Origin of the sequence: Massilia frigida, from assembly GCF_011682175.1 — a bacterium.
Taxonomy (GTDB): domain Bacteria; phylum Pseudomonadota; class Gammaproteobacteria; order Burkholderiales; family Burkholderiaceae_D; genus Telluria_A; species Telluria_A frigida.
In genome coordinates, this window is record NZ_WHJG01000009.1 from 131,282 (window position 1) to 149,749 (window position 18,468).

Below are 18,468 nucleotides of genomic sequence, written 5' to 3' on the forward strand. Positions count from 1 at the left end.
CCCGGCGCTTGATTTTTGTATCAAACGACCATCAGTAGTGGCATAATTGCCAACGCCTGAACGGAGAACGGCGTTTGTACGACAAAAACAAGAGGTGACCTTGACCCAGGCCCCGGACGGATACACCGTGATCGATACCCTGCGCGCGGACCAGCAGCTGGTCCTGTTGCGCGCGATGCGCGACGCCGACCGCTTGCCGGTGCTGCTGCTGCTGGCGGCGCACGGCGCGGCCCCCCATTCCAGCGCCTTCCTTGAGCACGAATACGCCTTGCGCGAGCTGCTCGACGGCGCCTGGGCCGCCACCCCGCTGGCGCTGCTGCCCGGCGCCGGCGGCGCCACCCTGGTGCTGGCCGACAGCGGCGGCGCGCCGCTTGACCTGTCCGCCAGTCCCCTCGACCTGCCCGATTTCCTGGCACAGGCGGCCGCGATCACGCTGGCAGTGTCGTATGCGCACCACAGTCGCCTGGTCCACCGCGACCTCGCCGCCCGGCATATCCTGTTCGATCCGGCCACCGCCGGCGTGCGCCTGACCGGCTTCGGCATGGCCACGCCGCTGAACGGTCCGGACGACCCCCAGGCCGACCTGGTTCGCCTCGGCCTGGTCCTGTATCACATGCTGTGCGGCGCAGAGGCGCAGGGCGGCGAGGCGGGCGCGCCCGAGCCGCTGGCGCCGCACCGGCGCCGTCCGGGCGTGGACCGCATCTGTTCTTCCATCGTCGCGCGGCTGCTGGCCGCCGACCCGGGGCAGCGCTACCAGAGCGCGGCCGGACTGTACGCCGACCTGCAGCACTGCCGCTCGATGCTCGAAGCGCAGGGCCGGGTCGAACCCTTCGTACTGGGCTGCCACGACGGCGCCCTGCGCGTGCGCATTCCGGGCTCGCTGGTCGGGCGCGCGCCGCAACTGGCGCTGCTCGACGATGCCCTGCGCCACGCGGCCGCCGGCGGCGCGCCGCAACTGGTGCTGGTGTCGGGGCGTGCCGGCACCGGAAAGTCGGCCCTGGTGGCGGCGCTGCGCCGCTCTGAAACGGCGCTGGGCGCGACCATCATCGCCGGCAAATTCGACCAGCGCCAGCGCGACATCCCGTACGCCACGCTGGCCCAGGCTTTCCAGGGGCTGGTGCGCGAGCGCCTGCGCGAGGAGCCGGCCGCGCTGGCCGCCTGGCGCGCCGACCTGCAGGAGGCGCTCGGTCCCAACGCGCGCCTGATGCTCGACCTCATTCCCGAGCTGGCGCTGGTGATCGGCGAGCACGCCAGCCCGGCGCCGCTGGCGCCGCCGGAAGCGCAGAGCCGCTTCGATGGCGTGTTCCGGCGCTTCCTGCAAGCTTGCCGCCGTCCCGGCACGGCGCTGCTGGTGTGCCTCGACGACGTCCAGTGGATCGATCCGGCCAGCCTGAAACTGCTGTCGCACCTGCTGACCCACCGTGGCATGGACCACATGCTGGCGATCTGTGCCTGGCGCACGCGCGAGGAGAGCGGTGCGCATCCGATGGCGCTGCCGCGCGACGCCATGCTGGCCAGCGGCGCCCAGGTGCGCGAGGTGGTGCTCGAAGCGCTCGACCGCGCCCAGGCCTGCGAGCTGGTGGCCGCGGCGCTCGATTGCGCCAGCGCCGAAGCGGCCCCGCTGGCGGCGCTGGTGTTCCCCAAGACGGCCGGCAATCCGTTTTTTACCTTGCAGTTCCTGACCCGGCTGGGCGAAAACCGCCTGCTGCGCTTCAACGACGACGCCGCGTGCTGGGAGTGGGATGCGCAGGCGATCCAGGCCAGGGAGTTTTCCGACAACGTGGTCGAGCTGATGGTAAAGCGCCTGGGCCAGCTGCCCGGCTGCACCCTGGACCTGGTCAAGCTGCTCGCTTGCCTGGGGCCCGATTGCGGGCTCGATACGATCGCGCTGGTGTCGGGCATGTCGCTGCTGGAAACCGACGAATACCTGTGGCCGGCCGCGCGCCTCGGGTTGATCGTGCGCGAGCCGGGCAATTACCGCTTCGCCCACGACCGCGTGCAGGAGGGCGCGTATTCGATGATCGCCGGGTCCTCGCTGCCCGAGCGCCACCTGCATATCGGGCGCCTGCTGCTGGAAAACGTGGCGCCCGGATCGCTCGACAAGCATGTCTTCGACATCGTGCACCACCTGAACCGCGCGCGCGCGGCCATGCGCGACACGGCCGAACTGCGCGAGCTGGCGCGCCTGAACGCGCTGGCCGGCACGCGCGCGCGCAACGCGATCGCCTATGATTCGGCGCGCAATTATTTCTCGCTGGCGGCCGCGCTGACGCCGGCACGGGCATGGAAAGATGACCTCGACGCCACGTACGCCATGTACGCGGCGCTGGCCGAATGCGAATACCTGTGCGGCCACCTGGAGCGCGCCGGGCGCCTGTTCGAGCTGCTGGTCGAGCAGTCCCGTTCGCGCATCGACCTGGCGCGCGTGGCGCTGCTGCGGGTGGCCGTGTACCAGCTGCGCGAACGCTTCGACCAGGCGGTGGCGGTGGCCCTCGACGCGCTGGCCCTGTTCGGCGTGACCTTTCCGGCCACGCGCGCCGAAATCGACTGGGCCTTGCGCGAAGAACGCAGCGCCATCGACGCGCGCATGGCCGGGCGCAGCATCGACAGCCTGCGCGCCCTGCCGGCGAGCACCGACCCGGAAGTGGCGATCGTGGCCGAACTGCTGTCCGATATCGGTTCGCCCGTGTTCGCGGTGCGTCCGGAACTGTATTTCCTGCTGGCCGCCAAGGCGCTCAATTACACACTCACGCACGGACGCACCGAGTCGAGCTGCATGATCTATTCGCGCTACGCGATCCTGCTGGTGTCGCTGGGCGCGATCGAGGATGCGTTTGCGTTTTCGGCGCTGGCCATCGAACAGGTGCAGTTCAATGCACCGCCGTCCAAGCGCATCGGGCGCCTGCGCTTCGTGCATGCGGCCTACATTCACCCGTGGCGCGACCCGATCGCCGCCAGCGTGGCGTCGCTGGAGCTGGCCTTTGCCAGCTGCGAACGGGCCGGCGACCTGCCGCACGCCGGTTATTCGGCCCACGTCGCCACCTGGAATGCGTTCGAGGCGGGACTGCCGCTGGCGAACGTGCGCCAGATGGCGGAGCACTACCAGGGCTTCGCGCGGCGCCACGGCAACCACGCGCTGGTGCGCCTGCTGCGCGGCTATGAACAATTGGCGCTGACCCTGATGGGCGAGGATGGCCACGGCGACGATGGCGCGGCCGGCGCCATCGACGGTTTCGGCCAGGGCAGTTTTGGCGCGGCGCGCGCACGCTATCTGCTGATGCAGCAGGTGCTGGCGTTCACCTTCGGGCGCTACGACGAGGCGCTGGCCGCTTCCGAAGCGGCGGCCAACAACCTGCATTTCTTCCTGGCCTCGCTCAACGAGACCACGCACCATTTTTACCATGCGCTGGCGATGACGGCGGTGTACCGCACGGCATCGCCGGCGCGGCGCCGGCGCCTGCTCGAAGCGGTGTGCGACAAGCACGCGCTGCTGGGAAGCTGGGCCGCGTCGTGCCCCGTCAATTTCGCCAACCGCTATTTGCTGGTCGGCGCCGAGCTGGCGCGCATCGACGGCAATCCGGACGGCGCCATGCGCGGCTACGAGGATGCGATCGCGGCCGCCATGGAGGGCGGCTTCGTGCAGAACGCGGCGCTGGCCTGCGAACTGGCGGCGGCCTGCTGCCGCGAACGCGGGGCCGCCGTCCTTGCCATCGACTACGGCCGGCGCGCGCTGCACGCCTGGGATGCCTGGGGCGCCCAGGCCAAGGTGCGCGACCTGCTGCGGCGCTTTCCGGAACTGGCGGCGGACGCATGAGTTGGCGAAACGCCATGCGGGCGCGTGGCGAATCTGACGTCAACGCGCAAATATTTCCGTATGGAATGTGATCCACCTCAATATCCGGGGCTTGGCGCGGCCGCTGGTGCGATATTCGCTGCCAAGTTGCCGTAAGGTTGTACGAACTCAAGAAAAGTGCTGCGCGTCGGCAATTGAGTAAATCGTATATACTGTTTAAATCGATATCAAGACGGAGTTACTCAATGGCCAAGACTGCAAGCGAAAAAACCAACGGACACACGATCGCGGAACTGAAAACTGCCGCATCGGCAACGCGCGCTGCCAAGGCGGCGCCGAAAAAGACAACTGGCGCCGCTGCGAAGAAGGCGGTACCGGCCAAGGCCGCGCTCAAGCCAGCCGTGCGCAAGAGCGCGGCGGCCAGCGCGCCAAAGGAGACGGTCAAGGCGATCGCGCCGGTGCGCGCCAAGGCGGCACCGAAGGCGACACCGAAGGCGGCACCCAAGGCGGCACCGAAGGCGGTAGCGAAAGCCGCACCAGCGGCGGCACCGAAGATCGCAATGAAGGCGCCAGCGGCTGCGCCGGCAAAAGCGCTGGCCAAGCCGGCCGCCAAGCCGGTAGCGAAAAGCGGCACCGGCAAAGCGGCCAAGCCGGCGCCCAAGCTGGCAGCGCCCGCCACGCCGGACAGCGATGCCGACAGCGGCACGCGCGACAAGGCGCGCAAGGCCAAGCTGGTGCGCGACAGCTTCACCATGCCGGAGCAGGAATACGCGGTGCTCGGCCAGGTCAAGAAAGCCTGCCTGAAAGCCGGCTTCGAGATCAAGAAAAGCGAATTGCTGCGCATCGGCGTGGCGCTGATCAGCGACCTCGATATCGCCACCCTGCAAAAGGTGTTGTCCAGCCTTCCGCAGCTGAAAACCGGCCGCCCGAAAAGCGAATAAGCCGTACGCCGCGTGTCATCCGGATGACACGCGGCTGTCACTGGCCTGACAAATTACGCAGTTAGGCTGTGCTTCGTCGCCACTGAAAGGACGAAGCATGCAAAACCTCCATCCCTGCCTGGATACGAAACCGGCCGCGCCGCGGCTGGTCCTGAGCCTGGCGTCGACGCCGGCCGACGTGCGCGAAGTGCAGCGCCTGCGCTACAAGGTGTTCATCGAAACGATGGGCTTGTCCGCGCTGGCCAATGCCGAGCGGCTCGACCGCGACGAATTCGACGAGCACTGCGAGCACCTGATCGTGCGCGACGCCTCCACCCTCAAGGTGGTGGGCACCTACCGCGTACTGAGTCCATCGCGGGCGCGCCGGACCGGCCGCCTGTATGCCGACAAGGAATTCGACCTGGGCCGCCTGAATCACCTGCGCCAGCGCATCATCGAAGCGGGGCGCGCCTGCATCCATCCCAAATACCGCGGCGGCAGCGTGATCATGCTGCTGTGGGCCGGCCTGGCCGAGTGCATGCGGCGCGAGCGCTGCGATTTCCTGGCCGGCTGCGCCAGCATGAGCGTGGCCGACGGCGGCCATCACGCGGCCGCCGTGTACCGCGCGCTGATCGGCAAGCACGCCGCGCCGGCCGAATACCGGGTTACGCCGCACCTGCCGTTTCCGGTGGGCACGCTGGAAGCGTCCGCCAAGGTGCAGGTGCCGGCGCTGGTCAAGGGCTATGTGCGCTCGGGCGCGTGGCTGTGCGGCGAGCCGGCCTGGGATCCTGATTTCGAGTGTGCGGATTTGTTCCTGCTGCTGCCGCTGGCGAACCTGGACAGCCGCTACGCGAAGCACTACGGGATGGAGTAGCTGGCGTCCGCACGGGGGTTCGGTGAGGATGCAGCTGGACTGCGGAAGGTGAAGCCTTGCCCGGTATCGACATCTGCGCCATGCGGCACGCAGCGGTACGACGGGCGCCGGACATGCGCTGCCGGCGCCAGGCAGCTGTGCAGAACTGCCTAGTGCATTGACGCGTTGGACAAATCCTTCAAGTCGCGGATACTCATATCCGACTTTTCGTGCATGCGCAGCAGAATCGTTGCACCCACGGCCAGTTTTCGATGGCGGATCTTGCTGATGATTGGCGGCTGGACTTCCAGCACGCGGCACAACTCCGCATCGTTCTTGAGGTTCATCTTTTCGATCAAGGTGTCGAGCAGCTTGTTCGGCACAAAGCTCGATGGTTCGAGCGCTCGAGCGCGGTTCATCGCCTCGATCATTTCCAGTTTCTTTTGCCGTACGTTCATCGTACTCCTCCAAAGATTATTTTTTCATTGATGGGGGACTGATCGACTGTTGGTCAACTTCAACCCGTTTGTTACATTCTGATATATTTCATGCACGTCGGGTTTGTTCCGATGATACTACCGAAAGAATATACTCGCAGCAAAGTTGATAAATTAAACGATGGAAATGCGGCTTTTAGCGCACATCTTGCACAATTTGCAATCCCGAGCGGGTCAAAATGAGGGTTTTGTCGGCTTGCGCGGCCGCCGCGTGAGAATGTGTGACCATTATTGCACTGGCGCCGCTCGCTTTTACTTCGTCCCGGAGCAAGGCCAAAATGCTGTCGGCGGTCTCCGGATCGAGGTTTCCGGTCGGTTCATCGGCCAGCACCAGGGCCGGGCGGTGCACCAGCGCGCGCGCGATCGCCACGCGCTGCATTTCGCCGCCGGACAGCTGGCGTGGAAAATCGCCGCCCCGGCCACCGAGGCCGACCGCCGCCAGCATGGCGCCGGCGCGTTCCTGGCTCTGGCCATTCAATAGCAGGGGCAGGGCCACGTTCTGCTCCAGGGTCAGGTGCGGCAGCACGTGGAAGGCCTGGAAGATGAAACCCATGCGGGTGCGGCGCAGGCTGGTGGCGGCATTGTCGTCGAGCGCCGACATGGGCTGGCCGTCGATCACGATGTCGCCGCTGTCGGGCGCATCGAGGCCGGCGATGAGGTTCAGCAGGGTCGACTTGCCGACCCCCGATTCGCCCATGATGGCGACGAATTCGCCGGCCTTGAATTGGTACGAGAGGCGGTTGAGCACCGGACGGCCGTTGTAGTTTTTGGCGAGATCGCGCAGTTCGAGCATGAGGAGTACCTGGTGATGGAGGTGGGGCTGGCCCGGGGGCCTAGCGGGTAAGGGCGCGCCGCAGCGCAAAGCTGGCGGCATCGACCAGGGCGACCAGCAGCAGCATGGCGATGATGACGGTGGCCGCGTTTTGCATCTGGAATAGCGACAGGTGGAACTTGAGCATCTGGCCGAGTCCGCCGGCGCCGACCACCCCGAGCACCGCGGCGGCGCGGATATTGTTCTCCCAGCGGTACAGGGTGTACGACAGCATCTGGGGCAGCGTTTGCGGCATGGTGGCGTACAAAAAGGCCGCCGCCGGGGCGGCGCCGTTGGTGAGCAGGGTGGTTTCGGGATGCGGGTCGGCGTTTTCGAGGGCGTCGGCGAACAGGCGTCCGAGCACGCCGCTGGTGTGCGCGGCCAGCGCCAGGGTGCCGGCGAACGGCCCCAGGCCGGCCGCCACCAGCAGCAGCGAGGCCCACACCAGTTCCGGAATCGAGCGCAGCACGTTGAGCAGGCCGCGCGCGAGGGCGCGCTGCACTTTGCCCAGGCGCCCGGCGCCGGCCATGGCCAGCGCCATGCCGCCGGCCACCGCCAGCAAGGTGCCGATGGCCGACATCGAGAGCGTCTCGGCGGCGGCCAGCGCGGTCTTGCGCAGGAAGGCCGGAGAAGTTTCGGGCGGGGTGAAGCCGGCCAAAAATTCGCTGGTCACCGCGACCGCGTCGGGCGAGAAGAAGGCCGACCATTGCAGCGGCAGCGAGGCGAAGCTGGCGACGATGAGCGCCACGATGGCCGCCGCCAGCAGCCAGGTGGAGAGGCGGCGCGGTGGCGCGGCCGGCAGCTCGCGCGCGCTCATCCGAGCCGCCGGCGCAGCAGCTTGGACACCGCATCGGCCAGCGCGACCAGCAGCACGAACATGATCAGCATGGTGCACACTTCGCCGCCGGCCATCATGCGGGTCGATTCATCCATGCGCTGGCCGAGCCCGCCGGCGCCGACAAAGCCGATCACCGCCGAGCCGCGGATGGCGCATTCCCAGCGGTAGACGGTGTACGAGACCAGTTCGGAGGCCGATTCGGGCAGCGCCCCATACAGGAGCGCGGCCAGGCGCGAACTGCCGTTGGCCAGCAGCGCGCCGGTGGCATGGGCGTCGGTCGATTCGAGGATTTCCGCGTACACCTTGCCCAGCATGCCGCTGTAGGTGAGCGCAATGGCCAGCACGCCGGCGGTCGGACCGAGGCCGGCCACGCGCACGAACAGGATGGCCCACACCAGTTCGGGCACGCTGCGCAGCAGCACCAGCACCCAGCGCACCAGCTGGCGCAGCAGGCGGGCGGCCCAGTGCATGCGCCGCGTGCCCAGGCGCGAGATGGACAGGCGTTCGGTGATGATCAGGGTGGCTGGTATGGCGCCGAGCAGGGCCAGGGTCAGGCCGGCGGTGGCGATGGCCACCGTCTGCCAGGTTTCGCGCAGCACCATCGCCAGGAACTCGGGCGCGTGGGCGGGTTTCAGGAAGCCGGCCAGGAACTGGCTGGCCGCGCCCAGGCTTTGCAGGTCGAACAGGATCCAGGGCTTGAATTCGCTGAACACCAGGGCTGGCCACAGCAGGGCCGCGCCGATGGCGAGGATCGCCAGGCGCGCGCGCCAGGCCGGGTCGGGATGGTGGACGGTTGCCGCTGGCATGCGTCAGAAGCAGGCGCCGACGGCCAGCCGTTCGGGCGTTTCGTGCGCCTCGGGCGTGTGCTGCACCATGGCTTCATTCTGGTAGAGCGCCGCGATCATCTCGTCGCTGACGTCCTCGCGGGCGGCGTCGAACACGATGCGCCCGTCGCGCAGGCCGACGATGCGCGGAAAATGGGCGCGCGCCATGTCGACCTGGTGCAGGCTGCATATCAGCGTGGCGTTGCGGCGCACCGCTTCCTGCTGCAGGGTGGCCAGGGTCATCTGCGACAGCGCCGGGTCGAGCGCGGAGAGCGGCTCGTCGACCAGGAACACGCGGGCCGACGAGAGCAGCAGGCGCGCCAGGCCGCAGCGCTGGCGCTCGCCGCCGGAGAGGCGGTCGACGCGCGCGTACAGTTTGTCGCCCAGGCCGAAGCGCACCAGCGCCGCGTGGGCGGCGTCGGGATCGGCCGGCTTGAACAGGGAGGCGAGCGCCTGGCCCAGGGTCCATTCGGGCAGGCGCGCCGCCAGCACCGCCGTGACCACGCGCTGGCGCGGCGGCAGGGGCGGCGTTTGCGGCGCCAGGAACAGGCTGGCGCGCAGCTTGTGGCGCGCCGCGCCGGGCAGGGTCCACGGATCCTGGCCGAGCACGCGCAGGGTGCCGCCGGTCGGCGCGTGGGCGCAGGCGAGGGTGGCCAGCAAGGTGGTCTTGCCGGCCCCGGACGGGCCGATCACGGCCAGCTGCTCGCCCTGCGCCACCGCCAGGTCGATCTCGTGCAAGGCGCTCGCCTGCGCGCCGGCCAGGTGACGCACGGTGAGCTTGCCGAGGCGGTAGGAGTCCATGCGCGCGTACCTGCTTACTTGAGCAGCTTGGCGCTGCGCGCGGCCGCTTCGATGGCGCTGTAGTTTTCCGGCTTGGTCGGCACGAACTTGCTGGCTTTTTGCAAGTCGAGGATTTCCTTGCCTTCCGGGGTGGACTTGTCGAGGGCGAGGAAAGCGTCGGTCAGCTTTTTCTTCATTGGCGCCGGCATGTCGGCGCGCACGGTCCAGTTGTAATCGAAGTAACCCGGGGTGGTGTAGAACACGCGCACGGCGGCCGGATCGACCTTCTTCTCGGCGACCAGTTTTTCCCATACCGAGATATTCAGTGCGCCGGCATCGACCTTGCCGCCGGCGACAGCGGCCACGGTGGCGTCGTGCGCGCCGGAGTAGGCCACGCGCTTGAGATCCGCGTCCGGATCGATTTTCGCGGCCAGCAGGTAGGAACGCGGCATCAGGTGGCCCGACGTGGACGACTCGGAGCCGAAGCTGAGGGTCTTGCCCTTGAGGTCATCGAGCTTGTTGATATCGGCCTTGGTGGTGACGAACACCGAGCGGAAGGCGGTGTCTTCCTGGCGCTGCACGAGCGGGGTGACCTGGCCCTTGCTGCGCACATTGGCCTGCACAAAGGTAAAGCCGCCGAACCAGACCAGGTCGAGGCGCTTGTTGACCAGTCCCTCGACCGCGGCCGGGTAATCGGTCACCGGCGTGAATTCGACTTTCAGGCCGGTGGCCTTGGCCAGGTAGTCGCCCAGCGGCTTGAACTTGCGCTGCAACTCGGTCGGTGCTTCGTCGGGAATGGCCGATACGCGCAGCACGCCCGGCGTGACCTGGGCGATGGCGCTGCTGGCCAGCAGTGCGGTGGCGGCCAATGATGCAGCCAGCATGGACTTGAGGGTGCGCGGCGCGGAGAAGTGGGTCATGGTAGCCTTGTAGGGAGGTCGGGATGGATGCCGGCCAGCGAGCACGCTTGAACGCCGGGCGGACCGTTTAATACGGGATATTCAGCTATGATAACAAAAACACCTACGCAGCGATTTCGATTGAGTACTCCTATGCCCACTTCCAGCTTTGCCGACGCGCGCGATGGGCGCGCCAGTGGCGCCATCGTGTCCGAACTGACTGCCGGCCTGCTCGGCGGGAGCGCGGCCATCTCGCCCAAGTTCCTCTACGACGCGCTCGGTTCCCGGCTGTTCGAGGCGATTTGCGAGTTGCCCGAATATTATCCCACCCGCACCGAAGCGGCGATCGTGGCGCGCCACGGCGCCGACATCGCGCGCGCCGTGGGCGTGGGCAGCACGCTGATCGACCTGGGTGCGGGTAATTGCGCCAAGGCGGCGCGCCTGTTCCCGCTGCTGCATCCGGCCCAGTATGTGGCGGTCGACATTTCCTACGATTTCCTGCGCGAATCCATCGAACGCTTGCAGCAGCGCTTTCCGCATATCGAGATGACCGGGCTGGGACTGGATTTTTCGGCGCATCTCGATTTGCCGGGTGTGGTACGGCCCGGCAAGCGCCTGTTCTTTTACCCGGGTTCGTCGATCGGCAATTACACGCCGGACCAGGCACGCGCCTTTCTCGGCCGCGTGCGCGACGAGTGCGACGACGATGGCGCGCTGCTGATCGGGATCGACCTGGTCAAGGATGCCGCCACGCTCGACGCGGCCTATGACGACGCCATCGGCGTCACGGCCGCCTTCAACCTGAATCTCCTGCGCCATGTGAACCAGTTGCTGGGCGCCGACTTCAACGTGGCGCAGTGGCGCCACCGCGGCTTTTTCAACGCCGATGAAAGCCGGGTCGAGATGCACCTGGAAGCGCGCGCAGCGCTCACCGTGCGCTGGCCGGGCGGGGAACGCCGTTTCGCGGCGGGCGAGCGGATTCATACCGAGAACAGCTACAAGTACCGCCAGAGCGCGGCGGTGGGCTTGCTGGAACAATCGGGCTTTCAGAGCGTGCATGTGTGGACCGATCCGGACCAGTGGTTCGCGGTCATCTACGCGCGCGCCATTGCCCGATGAGCATGCGCGACCTTTATGACGGCGTGCGCAAGCGTTCGCTGATGCTGGCCGAACCGCTGTCGGACGAAGACTGCGGCGCGCAGTCGATGCCCGACGCCAGTCCCATCAAATGGCACCTGGCGCATACCACCTGGTTTTTCGAGACGTTTATCCTGGAACGCTTCGAGGAAGGCTTCGCGCCGTTTCATCCGGCCTTCCGGGTGCTGTTCAACTCCTATTACAACGGCATTGGCGAGCGCCATCCGCGCGCCCAGCGTGGCGCCCTGACGCGTCCCGCCATGCGCGAGGTGCGTGCCTACCGCGCCAATGTCGATGCGCGCATGGGGCGCCTGCTGGCGCAGCAGGGCGGCGACGAGCTCCTCGGGTTGCTGGAACTGGGCTTGCAGCATGAGCAGCAGCACCAGGAATTGATGCTTACCGATGTCAAGCACCTGCTGGCGCAAAACGCCATGTGGCCCGCCTATATGGATAGTGCGCTGCCGCGCGCGCAGGGCGGCGCGGCGCTGGCGTGGATTGGTTTCGACGGCGGCCTGGCCGAGATCGGCCATGGGGATGACAGCTTCGGTTTCGACAACGAGCTGCCACGCCATCGCCAGTATGTGGCGCCGTTCGCGCTGGCGTCGCGCCTGGTGAGCAATGGCGAGTACCTGGCGTTCATCGAGGCGGGCGGTTATCGCGAACCGTCTTTGTGGCTGTCGGAGGGCTGGGACCGGGTGGGCGAGCTGAAACTGGCGCATCCGCTGTACTGGCAGCGCGACGCGCACGGGCAGTGGCACGAATTTACCTTGCACGGCTTGCAGATGCTCGATGCGGCGCGGCCGGTGACGCATCTGTCGCTGTACGAGGCGGACGCGTTCGCGCGCTGGATGGATGCGCGCCTGCCGACCGAGGCGGAGTGGGAAGTGGCCGCCGCCGGCATCGCGACCGCGTCTGGCGGCCTGCATCCGGCCGCCGCGCCGCAGGGCGGGGGGCTGACGCAAATGTTCGGGGAGTGCTGGCAGTGGACCAGCAGCAGCTACGCGCCGTATCCCGGCTATGCCTGCGCGCCCGGCGCGCTGGGCGAATACAACGGAAAATTCATGTTAAACCAGTATGTTCTGCGCGGTTCCTCGTGCGCCACGCCGCCCGGCCATGCGCGCGCCAGCTACCGCAACTTCTTCCCGGCCGGCGCGCGCTGGCAGTTCACCGGCATCAGGCTGGCGCGATGAAAGGGACGAAGGGTCTGCGCTTGCGTATCTTGAACCGCCGCGCCAACGCGTACGTGCTTGGTCATCCACTCGCCTTTGCGTGGCAGACGCTCAAGGGCTTCAAGGCCAACCAGGGCTTGCTGCTGGCGGGCGCGGTGGCGTATTACGCGCTGCTGTCGATCGTGCCGTTCCTGATGCTGGTGGTGGTGGCGCTGTCGCACTTCATCGACCAGGCCGAGCTGCTGTCGACGCTGGGGCGCTATCTGGAGTGGCTGGTGCCGGGGCAGTCCACGGCCATCGTGAAAGAACTGTCGCACTTCATGGACGACCGTGACCTGGTCACCTGGGTGCTGTTCGCCAGCATGCTGTTTTTCAGTTCGCTCGCGTTCACGGCGCTGGAAAATGCGATGAGCGTGATCTTTCATCACCGGGTGGCGATCCGGCGCCGGCACTTTTTGATCTCGGCGATCCTGCCTTACTGTTATATCCTGGCGCTCGGCGCGGGCATCATGATCGTTACCCTGGTGGCGGGCACGCTGCAAGTGATGGGCGAGGAGAGCGTGGTTTTCCTGGGGTATGAGTGGTCGCTCAACGGCGTTTCCGGCGTGCTGCTGTATTGCCTGGGGTTGACCGGCGAGATCCTGGTGCTCAGCTCCATCTATCTGGTGATGCCGGTGGGGCGGCTGTCGCTGTCGCACGCGCTCATTGGCGGGGTGACGGCGGCGCTGCTGTGGGAAATCGCGCGCCATGTGCTGGTCTGGTACTTTTCGACCTTGTCGCAGGTGAATATGGTGTACGGCTCGATGACCACCGCCATCGTGGTCATGTTCAGCCTGGAGATCGGCGCGACCTTGCTGCTGTTCGGCGCGCAGGTGATTTCCGAATATGAACGGGCAGGGCGCAATGAGCAGCACAAGGAACCGACCCCGCTGACCACACGCCCGGCGCAATAATGCGATAAAGTTTGCTGCATCGCACAAACATGTGCTACACTACGTTCAGTGGTGAGGTTCAAACGAACCGAAACCCTATCCAGAGCCTGCACCGCCGCGCAATATGTGTAATGTCGCAAAGGTAGATGGTTGCAACAGCCTGGATTTGTAATTCCGAATACGGTAGTCGATTTACACGTCAGGGCACCACGCAGATAGCATGGGCGCCTGGGACACGATTAAAGCATTGGTAATACATTGGATTAGAGCTCGCTTCGGCGGGCTTTTTTTTCGTCTGTGCGGCGCTATTGAATGAAAAGAGAATTCCGAATGAACCCAGACGCCGGATCTGACGTCACATTGACGGAGCAAGTCGTCTGTCGCCAGTGCTTTCAAACGGCGTCGATCACACTTGGCTATGGCGATGTCAACGGCGCGTTGCGAAGCTGGGAGTCGTTCTTTTGCCCCCACTGCCGTTTGACATGGGAAAGCGACGATATCGGTTTCCTTCAACCGGAGCCACGTACCCGGATGCTGGAGGCGCACGGCGAGTGGACCGTCAGGATAGGGGGGCGCAAAGTCGGCGTTTAATGCCGTCAAGGTCCTACGCAATGCGCTTGACCTCGATATGATGACGGCATATGCCGCGCTCAAGCATGAATCGGGCATCGTGTTGACCGGCACCGTGCACGAATGCCTGTGGCTCAAGCGATTACTGGAGAGGGCTGGCGAGAGCCCGGTCATGACCTGCGTTGCCGGCGCCGGCGGCGCGCTTCCCGGATCACGGTGATAATGTTTGCTGCGCCGCACAATCCTGTGTTACACTACGTTCAGTGGTGAGGTTCAAACGAACCGAAACCCTGTCCAAGGCCTGCACCGCCGCGCAATATGTGTAATGTCGCAAAGGTAAATGGTAGCAACAGCATGGATTTGTAATTCCGAATACGGTAGTCGATTTACACGTCAGGGCACCACGCAGATAGCATGGGCGCCTGGGACACGATTAAAGCATTGGTAATACATTGGATTAGAGCTCGCTTCGGCGGGCTTTTTTTTCGTCTGCATTTTCTTTCCCCATGGTGATCAAGGAAAACGATGCCAGCACGCGCGACGGTGAAGAGCGCTTCAGCAACGACATGATGCTGATACCGGGCGGGCGGTCCAGGCTGATGGCCGATCCGGTGGACGTGCTGGCGGCGAAGCAGCTGCCTGATCCCGACGCCGGCCGAACAGGGGCCCGTGCGCGCAAGCGCCGGGCCCCTGTTGTCTGCGCCGGCAGGGCCAGCGCTTGCCGCTACGCGTCGGGCTGGTTGGTGACGAGGTAAGTCGCGTACAGTTGCGAACTGGACGAGCCGGAATAGACCATGCACAACTGGGTATCGGTGGCGGCGAGCGCGGGGACTGAGGTTTCCTGATCAGGAATTTGCTGGGCAGCACTCCAACCGGTGCCGTCGGAGAAGGTGCTGCCCCACAATCGCGAACTATTGGTATCGGAATACACCATGTACAGACAGTCCTGGAAGCAAGCCAGCGCCGGAATGGACGTGAATTGTCCATCAATGGGTTGTGCGTCGCTCCAGTTCAGCCCGTCAGTCGACGTGGCCCAGTACAACTGTGAGCCGTCAGAACTGGAGTACACCATGTACAGCGTGTCGCCCATGGCAGCGAGCGCCGGCACCGAAGTGTACTGGTTGGGGATTTGCACCGCTTGTGTCCAGGTGATCCCATCGGGCGAGGTGCTGGCCCAGAGCTGGGAGCTGTTCGCATCGGAGTACACCATGCACAGCGTTTCCCCGAGTGTTGCGATCGCCGGGATCGAGGTTTGTTGTCCGATCTGATTTGCTTGAGTCCAGTTGGTGCCGTCCAGGGACTGCGTTTGATACAGCTGCGGAAAGTCGTCGCCGAAGCCGGCATACATCATGCACAGGGTGTCGCCCAGCAGGGCCAGCGCCGGCACATTCGTCTGCTGGCCGATTTCCGTGGCCTGTGACCAGTTGACCCCGTCTGCCGACAGCGTGGTCCAGATCTGCCCGTCACCGCTGGCGTCGCTGTAAGCCATGCAAAAGCCGCCTTGCGGCGCCGCCGACAGCGCGGGAATCGAGGTAAATTGGCCGGGAATGGCGACCGGGTTGGTAAACTGGATGACATTGTTGGCGCTGCGTTGTGGAATTTTCTCAGGCTTGTTCATGGCGATTCTCCGGTTGGTTGTGACACAGTGGTGCTACGTAAGTGCGCCAGCTGGCGCTTGGCCCTTGCGAAGGGCAAATTCGTGGTCGGCTTCATGACCGGGAAAGCGGGACCGGCTCGCCTCCAGCCGGACCCCACACCACCAGCGAAAAATCCTGGCGCGTGGGAGTCAGCTGCGACAGGGGCAGCACGTTGCGGTCGCTCGCATACACGGTCACCGTGTCGGGCGAGGTAATGGCGAGCCCCTTGCCCCATCGAAAACTGCTATTCATATAGGTTTCCGCAAGCGCCCACAGGATCAGGACAATCGCATTGGCCAGCGGCGTCTGGTTGTTCAGCATGTAGCTCAGCAAGTCGGTCAGCGACTGGCTCACGCCCGGCACCGGCATGATGCGATGACCCACCCTGGACAAGGGCAAGCCGGCTGCCAGGTCGATGCTGTACAGGCACATGAGGTTGTTGCTGCCGTCGTCATCGGCGTTCAGGGTGAACATGAACATGCGGCCATCCGTCTGGGTGACCAGCGCCAGGCCGGCACCGGACTCGGCAAACTCGCATGTGTGATAGACCGGGTCGAACAGAATCTGTCCTTGCTGCAGGGTATCGCTGCGGGAGCGGTACAGGGTCAGGCTGTTGCCATTGACGCCAGCGACGATGTAGCGCCCGCCGGGCCCCGCTTCCTTGGTCATGCCCACGCCATTGATGCCTTCGGTGCGCGCGATGCTGCCCAGAACCCGCATCGGCTCGTTGCGCAGGGTCGCTTGCAGGTCGCATATCTGGATCATGGACTGGTCGCCGCTGGTCTCGGTCGGCTGGATGCCCATGGCCATGAAGCTGCCGCAGGCCTGGGACGAGCAGGGATGGCACCAGCCTTTCTCGTCGGTGTCGTAGGTGGCGGCGATCGTGCCCTCGGCGCCGGCACTGAGGCGGTCTGCGATCAGGTATCTGCCGCTGGTCGCCCCGGCTTCCAGGTCGGTGTGGGTGAAAATGAGCTTGTCGGCGTAGGCGGCAATGCCCTTGAAATGCGAGAGCACCATGCCCCCGGGTGAGGTGGGATCGACCGGGCAGGCGTAGTAGTTGCGCGTGGCGGCGTCGGGAACTGCATGGAAGGCCGCCAGCACATCATGCATTTCGAGATTGGACGGGATGATCATGCTGCTCTCCTGGTGGTGGGCATTGGGTGCTCGGTCGTGAGCGGATGTATCCAGTGTGGCCGTCTCTTGTCTGCGCGATAAGTATCTTTACCGTTACAGTGGCCTTGCTACGGTAACTGGCCAGCACCGTCGACATGCTGACGCGCGCCCGAGCAGATCTCGGCCGCCAGCAGCTCCTGCAGGGCGCTCGACCAGGGTTCGCAGAAGTCGAATTGACGCGACCAGACAATGCTTGCGGCTGCGCTATGCCCGCGTCGACCGGAATGACGTCCTCGGTCAGGTCATGGCGGGCTTGCAAACCGTGAACCATGCGTTGGGTGAGCGCTACGCGATCTCGCGTATACTGTTTGTTCCTTCCGATGCGCCGTCACCGTCCGTCTATGCATTGCTCACTGTTGGACGGACGGGAGGAAAACGGGTTGTCGAACATGAATATGAGATTTGAAAAACCGACCTTTGATTTGCTGAGAAAAATGGGATGGACTGAGCATCGCGCAGTCGACCCGGCGCCTTTTCTCGCATGCCTGCTCGCGGATGGCTATGAACCTTTTCCGAAGATAAAGCCGTTTTTACAGCGTTTTGGCGGACTCAGTGGCGATATGCCTGCCTACCGGGTCGCGGGTGCGTTCGATCGCATCGATTTTCACCCCGCGCACGCGATCAGCTGCACATGCCGCGAACAGGTGACAGCGTATGAAGCGCGCGTGCACGAAAAATTGCTTCCGGTCGGAATGGCTTATAACCGGTACATGACCCTGCTCCTGTCCCAGACGGGGCGCTTGTTCGGCGGCTACGACGATTTTCTCTGCCTCATCGGAAACGATGTGCAGGAGGCGATGAGCAATCTGTTCGAGCGGCGCGACATGCCCGAAGTGTCGTAGCCGGTAGCGCGGCTGCTCGATTCGAACCACCGCGTTTGTCGCGTACGTGTGGATTTTTCTCCGAAAATGCTACATTGACGCTACAGACGAGGAGCGCCCATGCAAAAAATCCATGCCATTATCTTTGACCTGTACGGTACCTTGTACGATGTGCACTCGGTGGCGCACGCCTGCGAGGAAGCCTATCCCGGCCACGGCACCGCCATCACCCATCTATGGCGCCAGACCCAGATGGACTACACCTGGCTGCGCAGCCTGATGGAGCGCTACGCCGATTTCGAGACGGTCACCGGAGACGCCTTGCGCTTCACCTGCGCTAAGCTGGGCCTGCCACTGCTGCCCGGCACCGCGCGCCAGCTGTGCGACCATTACCTGCGGCTGGACCCGCATCCCGACACGCCCGCCACCCTGCGCCGCCTGCGCGACGCTGGCGTGCCCCTGCTGATCGCCTCGAACGGCTCGCGCCACACCATCAACCAGGTGGTGTCGAACTCGGGCATGAAATGGGCCTTCGACCAGATTGTCAGCGTCGACGACGTCGAGGTCTTCAAGCCGCACCGCAAGATTTACCTGCTGGCCGAGCAGCGCGCCGGCCACCCGCGCGAACACATCCTGTACGTCTCCGCCAGCGGCTGGGACGCGAGTGCGGCCAGTTTGTTCGGCTTTCCGGTATGCTGGGTCAACCGCGATGGCGCGCCATTCGACGAACTCGGCGCCACACCCGCCGTGGTCGTGCCGGACCTGGGCGCGATGGCCGACTGGATGCTCGCACGGCGCTGATACGCGCCTTGTC

The 18,468-nt window shown here is 65.2% G+C and carries 19 protein-coding genes; 11 read left to right on the top strand and 8 right to left on the bottom strand.

Annotated elements, in window-relative coordinates; genetic code table 11:
• Positions 1–100 precede the first annotated feature (100 nt).
• The 3 genes from F2P44_RS11625 (at position 101) to F2P44_RS11635 (ending at position 5,587) form a co-directional block, all read left to right on the top strand.
• A complete protein-coding gene (locus F2P44_RS11625) occupies positions 101–3,814 on the top strand; it encodes an ATP-binding protein (RefSeq protein WP_167086857.1) in 3,714 nt (1,237 codons plus the stop codon).
• A gap of 224 nt (positions 3,815–4,038) precedes the next feature.
• Positions 4,039–4,734, top strand: coding sequence for a hypothetical protein (locus tag F2P44_RS11630; RefSeq protein WP_187363290.1), 696 nt, complete (start codon positions 4,039–4,041; stop codon positions 4,732–4,734).
• Positions 4,735–4,831: 97 nt separating this feature from the next.
• Positions 4,832–5,587 carry a GNAT family N-acetyltransferase gene (locus F2P44_RS11635; protein WP_167086858.1) on the top strand — a complete coding sequence of 252 codons (756 nt, stop codon included), beginning with the start codon at positions 4,832–4,834 and terminating at the stop codon, positions 5,585–5,587.
• Between the two features lie 149 nt (positions 5,588–5,736).
• On the opposite strand, the gene F2P44_RS11640 is transcribed toward F2P44_RS11635, so the two are convergent.
• The 6 genes from F2P44_RS11640 to F2P44_RS11665 form a co-directional block, all read right to left on the bottom strand.
• Positions 5,737–6,024, bottom strand: a complete 288-nt coding sequence (locus F2P44_RS11640; protein ID WP_054263205.1) for a hypothetical protein — start codon at positions 6,022–6,024, stop codon at positions 5,737–5,739.
• Positions 6,025–6,199: 175 nt separating this feature from the next.
• The gene (locus tag F2P44_RS11645; RefSeq protein ID WP_167086859.1) at positions 6,200–6,856 is read right to left on the bottom strand and encodes an ABC transporter ATP-binding protein; all 657 of its coding nucleotides are present in this window, start codon (positions 6,854–6,856) and stop codon (positions 6,200–6,202) included.
• A 40-nt stretch (positions 6,857–6,896) separates the two neighbouring features.
• Complete coding sequence (phnE, locus tag F2P44_RS11650; protein WP_167086860.1) at positions 6,897–7,691, bottom strand: phosphonate ABC transporter, permease protein PhnE; 795 nt, start codon at positions 7,689–7,691, stop codon at positions 6,897–6,899.
• Positions 7,688–8,518 (bottom strand): PhnE/PtxC family ABC transporter permease, encoded by an 831-nt coding sequence (locus tag F2P44_RS11655; RefSeq protein ID WP_167086861.1) that lies wholly within the window; start codon positions 8,516–8,518, stop codon positions 7,688–7,690. Before F2P44_RS11655 ends, phnE begins: the two co-directional genes overlap by 4 nt.
• Positions 8,519–8,521: 3 nt before the next feature.
• Positions 8,522–9,337, bottom strand: a complete 816-nt coding sequence (locus F2P44_RS11660; RefSeq protein WP_167086862.1) for a phosphonate ABC transporter ATP-binding protein — start codon at positions 9,335–9,337, stop codon at positions 8,522–8,524.
• A gap of 14 nt (positions 9,338–9,351) precedes the next feature.
• The gene (locus F2P44_RS11665; protein WP_167086863.1) at positions 9,352–10,236 is read right to left on the bottom strand and encodes a putative selenate ABC transporter substrate-binding protein; all 885 of its coding nucleotides are present in this window, start codon (positions 10,234–10,236) and stop codon (positions 9,352–9,354) included.
• Between the two features lie 132 nt (positions 10,237–10,368).
• Between F2P44_RS11665 and egtD the strand changes: the two genes are divergently transcribed.
• From egtD to F2P44_RS11695, 6 genes are all read left to right on the top strand, one after another.
• Positions 10,369–11,334 (top strand): L-histidine N(alpha)-methyltransferase, encoded by a 966-nt coding sequence (gene egtD / locus F2P44_RS11670; protein ID WP_167086864.1) that lies wholly within the window; start codon positions 10,369–10,371, stop codon positions 11,332–11,334.
• Between the two features lie 2 nt (positions 11,335–11,336).
• On the top strand, positions 11,337–12,542 hold the full coding sequence (egtB, locus tag F2P44_RS11675) for an ergothioneine biosynthesis protein EgtB (RefSeq protein WP_370662677.1): 1,206 nt from the start codon (positions 11,337–11,339) through the stop codon (positions 12,540–12,542).
• Complete coding sequence (locus F2P44_RS11680) at positions 12,539–13,474, top strand: YihY/virulence factor BrkB family protein (RefSeq protein WP_167086866.1); 936 nt, start codon at positions 12,539–12,541, stop codon at positions 13,472–13,474. Before egtB ends, F2P44_RS11680 begins: the two co-directional genes overlap by 4 nt.
• A gap of 309 nt (positions 13,475–13,783) precedes the next feature.
• Positions 13,784–14,044 carry a hypothetical protein gene (locus F2P44_RS11685; protein ID WP_167086867.1) on the top strand — a complete coding sequence of 87 codons (261 nt, stop codon included), beginning with the start codon at positions 13,784–13,786 and terminating at the stop codon, positions 14,042–14,044.
• A 37-nt stretch (positions 14,045–14,081) separates the two neighbouring features.
• A complete protein-coding gene (locus F2P44_RS11690; RefSeq protein WP_167086868.1) occupies positions 14,082–14,243 on the top strand; it encodes a hypothetical protein in 162 nt (53 codons plus the stop codon).
• 286 nt (positions 14,244–14,529) lie between these two features.
• Positions 14,530–14,778: a hypothetical protein gene (locus tag F2P44_RS11695; RefSeq protein WP_167086869.1), complete on the top strand. Its 249-nt coding sequence runs from the start codon at positions 14,530–14,532 to the stop codon at positions 14,776–14,778.
• On the opposite strand, the gene F2P44_RS11700 is transcribed toward F2P44_RS11695, so the two are convergent.
• Both F2P44_RS11700 and F2P44_RS11705 read right to left on the bottom strand, forming a co-directional pair.
• Complete coding sequence (locus F2P44_RS11700; RefSeq protein WP_167086870.1) at positions 14,748–15,641, bottom strand: DUF6242 domain-containing protein; 894 nt, start codon at positions 15,639–15,641, stop codon at positions 14,748–14,750. The two genes, F2P44_RS11695 and F2P44_RS11700, sit on opposite strands and share 31 nt — an antisense overlap.
• A gap of 91 nt (positions 15,642–15,732) precedes the next feature.
• Complete coding sequence (locus F2P44_RS11705; protein WP_167086871.1) at positions 15,733–16,794, bottom strand: hypothetical protein; 1,062 nt, start codon at positions 16,792–16,794, stop codon at positions 15,733–15,735.
• 428 nt (positions 16,795–17,222) lie between these two features.
• On the opposite strand from F2P44_RS11705, the gene F2P44_RS11710 reads away from it, so the two are divergent.
• Together F2P44_RS11710 and F2P44_RS11715 are read left to right on the top strand one after the other, a co-directional pair.
• Complete coding sequence (locus F2P44_RS11710; RefSeq protein WP_229423512.1) at positions 17,223–17,675, top strand: SUKH-3 domain-containing protein; 453 nt, start codon at positions 17,223–17,225, stop codon at positions 17,673–17,675.
• Between the two features lie 99 nt (positions 17,676–17,774).
• Positions 17,775–18,455 (top strand): haloacid dehalogenase type II, encoded by a 681-nt coding sequence (locus tag F2P44_RS11715; protein WP_167086873.1) that lies wholly within the window; start codon positions 17,775–17,777, stop codon positions 18,453–18,455.
• The last annotated feature ends 13 nt before the right edge of the window (positions 18,456–18,468 follow it).

Excerpts from the sequence above, each read along its gene's own strand:
- egtD (WP_167086864.1), top strand. The coding sequence starts at position 10,369 with ATGCCCACTTCCAGCTTTGCCGACGCGCGCGATGGGCGCGCCAGTGGC.
- F2P44_RS11710 (WP_229423512.1), top strand. The coding sequence starts at position 17,223 with ATGAATATGAGATTTGAAAAACCGACCTTTGATTTGCTGAGAAAAATG.
- F2P44_RS11645 (WP_167086859.1), bottom strand. The coding sequence starts at position 6,856 with ATGCTCGAACTGCGCGATCTCGCCAAAAACTACAACGGCCGTCCGGTG.
- F2P44_RS11640 (WP_054263205.1), bottom strand. The coding sequence starts at position 6,024 with ATGAACGTACGGCAAAAGAAACTGGAAATGATCGAGGCGATGAACCGC.
- F2P44_RS11695 (WP_167086869.1), top strand. The coding sequence starts at position 14,530 with ATGGTGATCAAGGAAAACGATGCCAGCACGCGCGACGGTGAAGAGCGC.
- F2P44_RS11715 (WP_167086873.1), top strand. The coding sequence starts at position 17,775 with ATGCAAAAAATCCATGCCATTATCTTTGACCTGTACGGTACCTTGTAC.
- egtB (WP_370662677.1), top strand. The coding sequence starts at position 11,337 with ATGCGCGACCTTTATGACGGCGTGCGCAAGCGTTCGCTGATGCTGGCC.
- F2P44_RS11700 (WP_167086870.1), bottom strand. The coding sequence starts at position 15,641 with ATGAACAAGCCTGAGAAAATTCCACAACGCAGCGCCAACAATGTCATC.
- F2P44_RS11665 (WP_167086863.1), bottom strand. The coding sequence starts at position 10,236 with ATGACCCACTTCTCCGCGCCGCGCACCCTCAAGTCCATGCTGGCTGCA.
- F2P44_RS11685 (WP_167086867.1), top strand. The coding sequence starts at position 13,784 with ATGAACCCAGACGCCGGATCTGACGTCACATTGACGGAGCAAGTCGTC.
- F2P44_RS11705 (WP_167086871.1), bottom strand. The coding sequence starts at position 16,794 with ATGATCATCCCGTCCAATCTCGAAATGCATGATGTGCTGGCGGCCTTC.
- phnE (WP_167086860.1), bottom strand. The coding sequence starts at position 7,691 with ATGAGCGCGCGCGAGCTGCCGGCCGCGCCACCGCGCCGCCTCTCCACC.
- F2P44_RS11630 (WP_187363290.1), top strand. The coding sequence starts at position 4,039 with ATGGCCAAGACTGCAAGCGAAAAAACCAACGGACACACGATCGCGGAA.
- F2P44_RS11655 (WP_167086861.1), bottom strand. The coding sequence starts at position 8,518 with ATGCCAGCGGCAACCGTCCACCATCCCGACCCGGCCTGGCGCGCGCGC.
- F2P44_RS11635 (WP_167086858.1), top strand. The coding sequence starts at position 4,832 with ATGCAAAACCTCCATCCCTGCCTGGATACGAAACCGGCCGCGCCGCGG.
- F2P44_RS11680 (WP_167086866.1), top strand. The coding sequence starts at position 12,539 with ATGAAAGGGACGAAGGGTCTGCGCTTGCGTATCTTGAACCGCCGCGCC.
- F2P44_RS11660 (WP_167086862.1), bottom strand. The coding sequence starts at position 9,337 with ATGGACTCCTACCGCCTCGGCAAGCTCACCGTGCGTCACCTGGCCGGC.
- F2P44_RS11690 (WP_167086868.1), top strand. The coding sequence starts at position 14,082 with ATGATGACGGCATATGCCGCGCTCAAGCATGAATCGGGCATCGTGTTG.